Raw genomic sequence first — 11033 nt, 5'->3', positions numbered from 1 at the left:
CGCTCGATCTCCAGGTTGGCCGTGTAGTCCTCGGCGCCGAAGGCCAGGGCGATGATGCGCTTGGAGCAGCGGGCCGTTTTGTCCGAGTTGATGACCCCGGCGGCGCTGTCGATCGACGGCAGAATCTTGAAGCGGCCAATTTCCACTCCCAATTCTTCTTCAAACTCGGTCAGCAGGGTGTCGAGGCGCTCGACGATCTCCGGGGTGTCGGCCTTGGGCAGGCGGATGCCGTCGGGCAGGGCCGGCAGCACCTCTTTGAGGTCGAGCAGCGCCCACTTAGTGTCGAGGGGGTTGATCCGCACGATGACCTCTTTATTGCGCTCCCGCCAGCCTTCGAGGAAGCGTCGCACCAGCACTCGGGCGGCGTCCTTTTCGCTGTAGGGAACGGCGTCTTCTAAGTCGATGATGACGCCGTCGCAATCGAACATCGGGATGTTCTGCAGCATTGACGGCATGTTTCCCGGCACGTAGAGCAGGGTCCGTCGCAGGCGGAATTCGGACATGGCGGTTACTCCTCGTCTATGTAAATGGTCGAAACGCCACCGGTCTTCGAGGCGTGGCGCTCGATCCCCTCGACCAAAACTTCGGTCAGGATGATCTCGCAGGTGGCAAAGACCTCGGCATCGAAGAGATGGCCGCCGATCACTTCACCCGACGATTTGCTGACCATGACGTGCAGGTGGCTGTCGACGCTCCCCTTCTCATCAGGGAAGAGGTTGCCCTCCAGGCCGCAGAGTTCCAGCGGTCCCTCCACCTCGTGAACCTGCATGCGCGGCGGGGTGATCGGCCGTTTGGCGCCGGTCTTGATGCCGCGAAAACGAACGTTTTTCAGCGAGCCGACCGCCGAGATGATCACCGCGTTCTTTAGTCCGGTTTCCTCGGCGAATTTAACCAGCTGCTCGCCGACCCGCTGGCCGGGGCTGATCTTGATGATGAAGCGCCGCCCCTGTGCATACTCCTTGTACCAGATCCCGGTCATCTCAGTCCTCCATGGCGCGCTGCAAAGCCGCCTCAAGGCGGGCCTCGATAGCGTAATCGAGGGCGCCGCGGTCGGTCACACGCACCGCGCCAGAGGTAACCTCGAAGCGGGCCAGAACCGCCTCGATGCGCTGCCGGATCAGATGCTCGAACTGGCGCTTGACTGTCGATTCGATGGCAATAGAGAGCTCGGCGGCCGGTTCGAGAAAAACCATCAGGTCGCTCGACTGCATGGTGCCGGCCTGCACCTTTTTGCGAATTTCCATCAGTGTCTCCTGTCGTAAATTCTGAGTTTGGCGCGGATGTCCGCCGCGGGGTCGGACATCAGGTAGTTGTAGGTGGTCTGCGGCACCAGCGCGCGCAGTTCTTCATAGGCTTCGCGCCTGAGCAGTTCGCGGACGCGATAGGCGCTCACCACCTGCTCGCCGGCGTTGATGCGCTCGATCTCTACCGTCTCGATGCCGTAGCGGGGAAGCAGTTCCTTCATGGCTGCGCTGTAGTTGCGAGTGGTGCGGCAGTAGGGCTCGGTGCCGATGAAGCGCCGGGTAATGTGGAAAAACGGGGCCAGATGCCGGGCAAAAAGGGTCAGGTCGATCTCCATCTGCACCCGGGCCACGGTCCGGTCATCCTTAAGGAAATAGCCGGGGAAGGTGACCGCGCTCACCGCGTAGTAGGAGGAGTCGAGGACGGACACGTTGGGCAGGTCGGCCACCCCGTCTTTGACCAGCTGCAGGCGCACCGTAAAAGGGAAGGCCGAACGATCCTCGCGCACGACGAAGACATAGAGATGCTCGACCTGCGCGGCGGCCTGTTCGATGAGGTAGCGGTGGCCGCGGGTGAAAGGGTTGCAGTTGACCACCACCGCGCCGTTGGCGCCCGGTCGCACCAGTGTGCTGTGGCTTTCAAGGTAACGGGGGAGGGCGCCGCCGTATTCGAGCAGCACCGCCTGGGGATGCTGCACCAGGGTTGCAAAGCCGAGGGCCGCAAAGGAGGCGGCGCTTTGCGGACGGGTAAAGACGAAAAAGTTGTCGTAGCCGGCCGGAAAGCCGCTGCGGATCAGCTCGGTGGCGAGTTCGCCGAGGCAGGCGCCGCCCTGGTGCGAGTCGGCGATGGCAAACATCTTGAGGATGTTCTTGTCCCGTGCCGCCACAGCGACGAGCTGTCGACCCTCGAATATCCCGACCAGGGTGTCGTAGTTGCGTTCAAAGGCCAGGCCGTTTGTCTCGATCAGGTTTTTTGCCTGCTCGAGCTCGCGCCGGCTCATCAGTTCAGTGACCATGCTAAAAGTATTAGCATACGAATGATGTATACCAATGGTCTTTTCAGGGCGGCGGGATTTTTTTTGCGCAGGGGACCGGGCGGAGTATTGCGCGAGTTGAAAACAAGGGCCCTTTGCGGGAACCGGCTGCTTTCAGCCCCGTGAACACCTTGAGCCTAGAGCAGCCCCGCGAGCATCTTGGTTCCCATCAGCAACAGCAGCAGGGCGAAGGCTTTTTTCAACCGGGTTACGGGCAGGCTGTGGGCCAGACGGGCGCCGAGCGGCGCCGTGCAGATGCTCGCCAGGGCGATGCCGGCCAAAGCCGGCAGGTAAACGAAGCCCAGGCTGCCGGAGGGAAGGTCGGGGACGGCCAGGCCGTTGAGGGTATAACCGACCGCCCCGGCTACGGCGATCGGAAAACCGATGGCAGCGGAGGTGCCGACGGCGTTATGCATCGACAGGTTGCACCAGACGAGAAAGGGCACCGAGAGGCTGCCGCCGCCGATTCCCACCAGGCTCGAGACGCCGCCGATCACATTCCCCACGCCGAACAGCCCGCTGCTGCCGGGGACCTGGCGGGACGGTTTGGGGCGGATGTTCAGCAGCATCTGCAGGGCTACGTAATAGAGGAAGGCGACAAAAAAGGCCCTGAGAAAACCGGTCGAAAGCTGGGCGGCGACCCAGGAACCGCAGAAGGTGCCTGTGAGGATGCCGATGGAAATCCCCTTGACAACCTGCCAGTTGACCGCGCCTCGCGAGTGGTGGGCGCGCAGGCTGGAGACGGAGGTGAACATGATGCTGGCCAGGGAGGTGCCGAGGGCCAGGTGAAGAATGAAGGGGGCTGGCAGGTGCTGGGCGGTGAAAATGAAGCTGAGCAGGGGGACGATGATCAGCCCGCCGCCGACGCCGAGCAGGCCGGCCAGCACGCCGGCAAAGGCCCCGGTGGCCAGGTAGAGTAACCAGAAGGTCACGAATGATTCTCCATGGAAATGGGGTGATGACTGATCCTCTTTTATAGCACATTGCAACAGGGAGCAAAAGCGTCAGGTTGCGGACCATGTGTCCCCGCCTGATTTGTCAATGTTGTAATCCTTTGTTTTTGTTTTCGTTCTGTAGCGAAATAAAACGGCAGACTACCCGCCGAAGAGTGGCCTGCCGTTTGTCTGTTTGAATCTTCTGGTAACGACGGAGGGGCTTAGCGTCGTTCTATGATGCGTCCATCTTCATCGGAGATAATGACTTCTACCCGGCGATTGAGCTGACGGCCCTCCGGCGATTCGTTACTTGCAACCGGGAAGGTCTCTCCATATCCACGAACAGAAATCCGCTCGGTTTCAACGCCGTTAGCGGTCAACGCCGTGCGCACGGCGTTGGCCCGCCGCTCCGACAGGTCAAGGTTGTAGGATTCGGAACCACGGCTGTCGGTAAAACCTTCCACCAGTAATTTGCGAGTCGGATAGGTTCTCATGAAATTAGCGATTTTACTGATGGTAACCACCGCCCCGCCTTTAAGTTCTGCCTTGCCGGTATCAAAGAGCACATCCCCGAGAGTGATGACCAGGCCCCGCTCGGATTTAGTCGCATGCAGCTGTGCCACTTCGGCTTCAAGTTGTTTCGCTCGTGCTTCAGCGGCCTTGGCAGCGTCTGTGGCCTGTTGGGCCTCTGCCGTTTTAGCCTGCAGCAGGGTGGTCTGCTCTTCTGCTTTCTTCCGGGCCTTTTCGGCCTCATCGGTACGGGCTTCAAGCAAAACCTTGGCGCGATCGCTGCTGGCAGCTTCAATGCTTTCCTCGGCAACTTTCTGCTTGGCTGTTTCTTTGGCGATGGCCGTGCGTTGCAGTGCCAAGTAGGCGTGGTGGCTGATATCTTTCGGTTCGGCTTCGGCTTTCAAGAGCTTTTCTGCCTTCAGCAAAGAGGCTTCAGCCGTTTGCAGTCCCAGGGGAGCTTTTTTTACCACGACCGGGTCCATTTTGGCTTCCGCGAAAGCCGCCTGGGCTTTTTCAAGATCTGCATTTTTCATCGGTGGCCCACAGCTTGCCAGCAGGGCGCAGGCCATTACGGCAAGGGCCAGAGAGCAAACAAATTGGCTTTTACGATTCATAAAAAACCTCCTGGTAAGGGTCAGGTCTGGGCTCAAGGTTTGGCCTTGCGCTCGATTTCCATTTTAAGAGTTTTAATGCTCTCCTGAAGCTCGTTGACAGCCTTCTGTGTTTTGGCCGTCCGCGCTTTGGCTTCGGCCAATTGGGCGTCAACCTCGGCCTGCTCGGCCAATTGCAAGGCTTTATGGTTTTCTTCCAGGTTCATGGCCGTCCGGGCCTGGGTCAGTTTCTCTCGGGCCGAGCGCATTTCGACCGGAGCAAACTCCACGGCACCAGAAGCTTCTGCCTGGTTGATGGCCGCTGCGGAAAGAGCCAGCTTTTGTGTCGGTGGTGGGACCTTGGATGAACAGCCGACCAGCAAGCAGGCAAACAGGATCATTGCCAGCAGGTTGAGCAAGGACAATGTGCGCATCTTGCCTCCTTTTTTTATCGATGGGTTGAGGGGGACGAATCCCAATGAGTAAAGCGAAACAGCATTGGATGTGTCTAATAATATTGTATCACATTGTGGTTCTTAGTCAATCTGGCGCCCTTGATAATTGCTGCGGAAAATCATCCGGTGGATTATTTTTTGAGGGGGAGGCAAATTAACTATTTGCTGTTATTTTTTAATTAGATCCCATCTGTGCCTACGTTGCATGATGATTTGTTGACTAGCGAATGTTCCGCTGTTACCTTCGCAGCACGCCATGATTCCGGGTCGGAACAAGAAATACACAGGACACAAGGAATTGCTGTGAGTAAGTCGTCACCAAAAGCTGCCTGCGCCCCCGCATCGAAGGCTCCGTCCGCGCACCTTCCGGACGGAGAAGGGATCATCATCGCCCACCACGGCATCACCGTCGAGGTCCGTTTCAGCAGCGGCGAACGCTGCATGGTGCGGGTCAAACGCCGCTCTGGGCATGTGGTCGGCGATGCCGTACTGGTGAAGGACGAGGTGCTCGAGCGGTTGCCCCGCCGTACCGAACTGCGCCGCCGGGATGCCATGGGCGGAGTCCATCTGGTCGGGGCCAATCTCGATGTGGTCGGTATTGTCGTCTCTCCCGCGCCCCCGCCGCCGAATGGTTTTATCGACCAGGCGATCGTGGCGGCGCGGGCCGCCGGACTCGAGCCGTTTTTAGTCGTCAACAAGTGCGATCTTGAGGTCTCCGCCGACTTGGTCGCGGCCCTGTCCGCCGCCTATGCCGATTCCGTCGAAGTTTTCCCTTTGAGCGCGTCCACCGCAGCGGGGCTGGATGAACTGCGGGCATTCTTCGCCGGAGGGCACCGGGGCGCCTTTGTCGGCACCACCGGCGTCGGCAAGAGCTCTCTGCTCAACGCGCTCTGCCCGGAGATCGATCTGCAGGTCGGAACCCTCAACGAGCATACCGGCGGGGGGCGTCATACCACCACCGTTTCCACCCTGCATTCACTGGCCGCCGGAGGAGAGTTGATCGACACCCCAGGTTTCAACGATTTCGGCCTGGTCGATATCTCCGTGCAGGAACTGTCCCACTACTTTCCCGGTTTCGGACAGAGCCCGGCCGAGAACTGCCGCTTCCGCAACTGTCGGCATCGCACCGAACCGGGCTGCGCCGTCAGTGCGCTGGTGGCGCAGGGGAAGCTCCCGGCCGACCGCTATGCCGCCTACCTGGAGATTCTCGACGAAGTCGAAGCCAGCGAGGCTCAGGCCCGCAGCCGGGGCCGGAAGGGCTGAGGATGAAACAGCGATGCGCATGGTGCGGCAGCGACCCGTTGTATCTGAGCTACCATGACAAGGAATGGGGCGTGCCCGTTCACGATGATCGGCTGCTATTCGAATTTCTGGTTCTCGAGGGGGCCCAGGCGGGGCTGAGCTGGTTGACGATCCTCAAGAAACGGGACAACTATCGCCGGGCTTTCCACGGTTTTGATCCGCAAAGGGTGGCCCGCTATTCAGATGCGGACCTTCAGCGCCTGCTCGCCGATTCTGGCATCGTGCGGAATCGGCTGAAGATCGAATCCGCGGTAAAAAACGCCCGGGGGGTCCTTGCCCTCCAGCAGGAGTTCGGTTCCTTCGACGCCTACCTCTGGCGTTATGTCGAGCATCAGCCCAGGCAGAACGAGTGGCGGTCGCTGGCCGAACTGCCGGCCCGAACCGCCGAGTCTGACGCCATGAGCAAGGATTTGAAGAAACGGGGATTCAATTTCGTCGGCCCGACCATCTGTTACGCCTTCATGCAGGCGGTGGGGATGGTCAATGACCACGTCGTCGACTGTTTCCGTCACGCTGAGCTGAAGCAGGCACCAGCCTGAGCCATCCGTCACACCGCCATACTCCAGTGCCCCCCCTCAATTGATTTTTTCCTCGCCACTGATAGACTCACATTGGGAGTGGACCGGCAGCAACGGGATCAGTGCGGTTCCTTCTTTTTTTTAACGGGGGCGACGACTGGCCGGCTTCCATCTTGTTTCGCAAGGCTGGTCGCCGGTAACCGTTTCTGCTCGAAGGGAGTGCGCTGTATGCCCGAAACAATGAGCGGTTCCTGTAAGTGCGACCGGGTGAAATTTCAGGTGGCCGGGCCGATTTCCATGGCGGTGAACTGCCACTGCAACAGCTGCAAAAAGCTCTCAGGGAGTGCATTTTCCACCCTCGTCATGGTCGACAGGAGCGATTTCAAGCTGGCCGGGGGGGACGGGGAGGTCACCCGCTACCAGGTGAGCGACAGGGCCACGAAGTATTTCTGCCGCATCTGCGGCACCCCGGTCTACAACGAGCATGTCGATCTGCCGGGGAAACTGATTCTTCCTGTCGGGGCTTTGGATAATCCCGCCATCGTCACCCCGACGCTGAACGCCCACTGTGAGAACATGCTTTCCTGGGTACCGAAGATCATGCAGATGAAAAACTTCGAGCAGTCGCCCGGGGGATAAACCTCAAAGCGAAAGGGGAGTGAGATGAAAAGAGTTCGGATTCTGCTGCTGTTGGCGGCAATCGCCGCTTTGTTTCTGACCGGGATGGGGAAGTCTCCCGCCGGGACACCCGGAGAGCCTGCCCGGATGACGGTGGAGGAACTCAAGGCAATGATGGGGGATCCGGCGCTGGTGATCCTCGATGTACGCAAGGATTCGGACTGGGAGGGGAGCGGTCAGAAAATCGCCGGGGCGCTGCGAGCTGACCCAAAAACACCGGACCATTGGGCCGCCGGCTACGACAGGGGGAAAACGTTCGTCCTCTACTGCGCCTGAGCGAGCGAAGCGACCAGTGCCCGTGTGGCACTGACGATGACCGAGATGGGGTTCACCAGGGTCTACGCCCTCGAGGGAGGCTGGAACGCCTGGCTGGAGAAGGGCTACCCGGTAGAATCGAAGTAGCCGCAGCCCCGGCAATTGAACCGCAACGCAGAAGAGGAGTCCGCCACCTGGCGGGCTCCTCTTTTTATGAACAGCCCGAGGGGCGGCCTGTCCTCTTTGTCGCTTACAGAGGCAAGCCCTTTGCCGTACACCACTTTCGCAGCAGCGCCTCGATCTGCTGGCTCTCGAAAATCTGCCAGTTTGCCAGCAGGTGCTTGCGCCGCAGCAGGTCCTTGACGTTGCGAAACGCTCCCGGCCGGGCAAAGAGCGCCTCGACCCGCGCCAGCTCCGCCGGGCAGTGGCTGCGGACGAATTCCAGCAGCAGCGGCTTTCCCGGGTCGAGGTCCTGGCGGTGGGGGATGGTCAGGTAGTCGGGGTCGGTTTCACTCCCGGCCGGCCGCTCGTCGAACCCGGCTTTGTGCGACGCGAGAAAAACCTGGCCGGTAAGCCGGTGCACCGCTGCCGTCCGTTCGCCGGGCGGGGCGTCGCTGATATAGTGAAAGGCATCGTCGATTTTGTCATAGGCCATGAGGGCTCCGTCGGGTATTTTTTACACGGTGACGTGGGCTGCAGAATGTAGCATGCCTTGACCGCTTCTGACAGCTGCAAATAGTCGATCATTGGCGCTGTCTTCGCGGTGACAACGGCAGGGGGCTCATGGGGGAAAACTTTGGCCTGCCTGCCATCGGCTAACCCGCAAATAAAGTTTTTGGGCGTCCATTTTCCGTGCTTGAGGCGACTGCAGCTAGCCCGGGTTTGCCGTGGCAAGAGAAGTCCCGAGGTTCAGCCCGGAACGATATTCAGGCGGAAGTGGGATTTGATGAACGCCTCAAAAGATTTCACAACTTTCAGGGTCACGTGAAGCCGCCCTTTCTCCACGCGGTTGAGGGCATCGGGAGAGATGTGGTTGGATATTTCCTCCCCCTTGCTGATCGCTTCCAGCTGCCCTCGCAACCGTAACTGGCATAGCATGTTGAAACTTGCCTTGAGATCTTCGAACTGTTCAACGCTCAGCACCCCAAGGTCCCGCAGTTGCTCCATCTTCTCCAGTGTCCCGCCCCCGACCAGGCCGGCGGAAAGGCCCAGCACCCTGATCCCTTCGGTGATGGCGTAGAGCCCCGCCGTCTTGAGATCGATCTGTCCCTGGTGCTCGCCCCCTTTTTCGACCTTGAATCCGCCGAACAGGCCGAGCGGCGGCACGTACTTCAGCACCCGGGCCGCCAGCTGCATCAGGAAAACCGTCTCCTTCCGCGCCCGCATGGAAATATGAGCCTTGACCGCTTGTTCAAACACCGGCTCGCCATAGAGGGTCCGCAGATCGCAGAGCATGCAAAAGTGCAGAATATTTTCGCTGTCCGGCAGGGTGATCCACTGGTCGACTCCCTTGAGCCATTCCGTCAGGCTGCGGCGCCAGAAAGGGTTCTTCGCCATCATGCCGCCAGGGCACTCGGGCACGCCAACTTCGATCAGTGCTGCTGTCAGCGCCTCGGAGAACGATTCAAGCAGTGCCACCTCTTCGGCCGGCAGATCGTCGGCGTAGATCAGCGCGTTGTCCTGATCGGTGTTGAGGGTCTGCTCGCCGCGTCCCTCGCTGCCCAGCACGACAAAGGCGAAATCCTGGGGCAAATTGGGAAAGCGTTCCTTGCGCAGCAGCTCGATCAGCCGCTGTACGATCTGGTCATTCAAGTGGGAAATCAGGCGCATCAGGTCGCGGGTGGGCACGCCCACCTGATGCAGCGAGCGGGCGAGGTCCTCGATTTCGCGGTGAACCATCTGCAAATCCGTGATGCCCTCGGCGCTTTCCAGTTGCCGCACCAACCGCTGCGGCGAGTTGGTCTGCACCCGGATCAGGTCCGATTCGGTGAGCATGCCGCAGAGACGGCCCGAGGCATCGACGACCCCGACGCGGTGAATCCCGTGCCGGGACATCTGGTAGACCGCCTCGAAGAGAAAATCATCTTCCCGCACCATGATCAACGGGGCGCTCATGATGGCTCCGGCCCGCAGGGTGCGGGGGTCCACCCCGACCGCCACCACTTTCTTGCGCAGGTCGCGGTCGGTAAAAATCCCTACCGGCTCTCCCTGCCGGCAGACCACCACGCTGGAGATCCCCCGCTGCGACATGATCGCCGCCGTTTCCTGGATCGGGTCGTCGACCGAACAGAGGATCAGGGACCGCCGGCAGAAGTCCTTCACCGGCCGGGCATAGATATGCTCTTCGATGATCATGGCAGGTTCCCTCCGTCAGCTTGAGCAGGCATGCTCCGAGGCTTCAGTCCAGAACCGCCCGTCTCAGAAAATCCTCAATCAGCATTGGGACGCATATTCTAATCTTAGGGGCGAATTGAACGGCGTCAAGGGGCGTGTCAGATATAGACATTAAAAAAGGGCGGCCGATTTGGCTGCCCTTTTTTATCCTGTTGTCCCACTTCTGCTGATCCGTTCGACCGCCTCGATGACCTTTTTCCTGTCGCCGAACACCCCACGGCTGCAGTCGTCGGCAGCACGCGGCGCTACCTGGGTTTTCGCGGTCCCGGCGCAGAATAGCGCCCCTGCTGCGCATCCAGCTCGTCGATCCAGCCGGCCCTGGACTCCGGGAAGGCATCCGCGTAGGGGACGTAGGGTTTGATATCCAGCACCGGTGTGCCATCCAACAGGTCCACGCCGCGCAGGTGCAGGGTTCGTCCCTCGATCCTGACCAGCTCCACCGCCGACAGGCCGATGGGATTGGGGCGATGGGGGGCCCGGGTGGCCAGAATGCCGCGCTTCGGTCCGCCCCGGGGGGGCTTGACGGTGCTTTTCCAGCCTTCATTCAGATGAAAGGCGAAGATGAGCCAAAGCCGGTCGAAGCCGCCCAGATCCTGAACCACTTTTGCGTCCAGCCAATCCCCAAGCTCCAGGGTGGCCAGCGCGAACTCACCGGTTTCCGTCCCAGCCGCCACCGTGCCTTGATGGGGCGCGTCGATGCGGCGGACATAGGGGGAGCGCAGGATGCCGATGGGGCGATAGCTGAAATGGGCGTCTTGGGTCATGTCAGGAGATTGAGTCAAAAGGGCCTTCCGGGCTTCATCGGCAAAGAAAGTCGGGACGCGATTGCGGACGTGCCAGGTGATACGAGCGGCGAGGCGGCTGCTATGGTTCGAACGATTCTGAGAATGGCGGGGATGCTAGCGCAAGTGCGGGAAGGTGGCAATAGGAAAATGGGGCGTGTACCCTATCGTCGGCAACCTACATCCTTGCCGGAGGGTCTAGCCACACACAAAAAAGGGCGGCCTCGTCGGCCGCCCTTTCATCTTTTTACTTGCCCCACTTCTGCTTGATTCGTTCCACCGCCTCAATGACCTTTTCCTTGTCGCCGAAGGCGCTGAGGCGGAAGTAGCCTTCGCCGG

The 11033-nt window shown here is 60.2% G+C and carries 14 protein-coding genes; 4 read left to right on the top strand and 10 right to left on the bottom strand.

From position 1 onward, the window contains the following. The 7 genes from ABYV89_RS10140 to ABYV89_RS10110 form a co-directional block, all read right to left on the bottom strand. The coding region (locus ABYV89_RS10140; protein ID WP_432822836.1) for an HpcH/HpaI aldolase/citrate lyase family protein at positions 1-503 on the bottom strand (503 nt) is incomplete at its 3' end. A 5-nt stretch (positions 504-508) separates the two neighbouring features. Next, entirely contained in the window at positions 509-979 is a 471-nt protein-coding gene (locus ABYV89_RS10135; protein WP_432822835.1) for a PPC domain-containing DNA-binding protein, read from the bottom strand. Position 980: 1 nt separating this feature from the next. Further along, positions 981-1244 (bottom strand): citrate lyase acyl carrier protein, encoded by a 264-nt coding sequence (gene citD, locus ABYV89_RS10130; protein WP_432822834.1) that lies wholly within the window; start codon positions 1242-1244, stop codon positions 981-983. Continuing rightward, on the bottom strand, positions 1244-2257 hold the full coding sequence (gene citC, locus ABYV89_RS10125; RefSeq protein WP_432822833.1) for a [citrate (pro-3S)-lyase] ligase: 1014 nt from the start codon (positions 2255-2257) through the stop codon (positions 1244-1246). Before citC ends, citD begins: the two co-directional genes overlap by 1 nt. A 155-nt stretch (positions 2258-2412) precedes the next feature. Then, complete coding sequence (locus ABYV89_RS10120) at positions 2413-3207, bottom strand: sulfite exporter TauE/SafE family protein (RefSeq protein WP_432822832.1); 795 nt, start codon at positions 3205-3207, stop codon at positions 2413-2415. 224 nt (positions 3208-3431) lie between these two features. Then, entirely contained in the window at positions 3432-4334 is a 903-nt protein-coding gene (locus tag ABYV89_RS10115; protein ID WP_432822831.1) for an OmpA family protein, read from the bottom strand. Between the two features lie 32 nt (positions 4335-4366). Beyond that, positions 4367-4729 (bottom strand): DUF4398 domain-containing protein, encoded by a 363-nt coding sequence (locus ABYV89_RS10110; RefSeq protein WP_432822830.1) that lies wholly within the window; start codon positions 4727-4729, stop codon positions 4367-4369. Between the two features lie 339 nt (positions 4730-5068). On the opposite strand from ABYV89_RS10110, the gene rsgA reads away from it, so the two are divergent. From rsgA to ABYV89_RS10090, 4 genes are all read left to right on the top strand, one after another. Beyond that, entirely contained in the window at positions 5069-6028 is a 960-nt protein-coding gene (rsgA, locus tag ABYV89_RS10105; protein WP_432822829.1) for a ribosome small subunit-dependent GTPase A, read from the top strand. Between the two features lie 2 nt (positions 6029-6030). Next, entirely contained in the window at positions 6031-6606 is a 576-nt protein-coding gene (locus ABYV89_RS10100) for a DNA-3-methyladenine glycosylase I (RefSeq protein ID WP_432822828.1), read from the top strand. Between the two features lie 207 nt (positions 6607-6813). Beyond that, entirely contained in the window at positions 6814-7224 is a 411-nt protein-coding gene (locus ABYV89_RS10095; protein ID WP_432822827.1) for a GFA family protein, read from the top strand. Positions 7225-7248: 24 nt separating this feature from the next. After that, the gene (locus ABYV89_RS10090) at positions 7249-7665 is read left to right on the top strand and encodes a rhodanese-related (seleno)protein (RefSeq protein ID WP_432822826.1); all 417 of its coding nucleotides are present in this window, start codon (positions 7249-7251) and stop codon (positions 7663-7665) included. Between the two features lie 103 nt (positions 7666-7768). Here the strand turns inward: ABYV89_RS10090 and ABYV89_RS10085 are convergent, their stop codons facing one another. The 3 genes from ABYV89_RS10085 to tsaA form a co-directional block, all read right to left on the bottom strand. Next, positions 7769-8173 carry a UPF0158 family protein gene (locus ABYV89_RS10085; RefSeq protein WP_432822825.1) on the bottom strand — a complete coding sequence of 135 codons (405 nt, stop codon included), beginning with the start codon at positions 8171-8173 and terminating at the stop codon, positions 7769-7771. Positions 8174-8427: 254 nt separating this feature from the next. Then, the gene (locus tag ABYV89_RS10080; protein ID WP_432822824.1) at positions 8428-9873 is read right to left on the bottom strand and encodes a DUF294 nucleotidyltransferase-like domain-containing protein; all 1446 of its coding nucleotides are present in this window, start codon (positions 9871-9873) and stop codon (positions 8428-8430) included. Positions 9874-10157: 284 nt separating this feature from the next. Next, the gene (gene tsaA, locus ABYV89_RS10075) at positions 10158-10676 is read right to left on the bottom strand and encodes a tRNA (N6-threonylcarbamoyladenosine(37)-N6)-methyltransferase TrmO (protein ID WP_432822837.1); all 519 of its coding nucleotides are present in this window, start codon (positions 10674-10676) and stop codon (positions 10158-10160) included. Positions 10677-11033 lie beyond the last annotated feature (357 nt).

Origin of the sequence: Trichloromonas sp. (assembly GCF_041583255.1) — a bacterium.
Classification (GTDB): domain Bacteria; phylum Desulfobacterota; class Desulfuromonadia; order Desulfuromonadales; family Trichloromonadaceae; genus Trichloromonas.
This window is presented reverse-complemented; position numbering and strand designations above follow the sequence as displayed.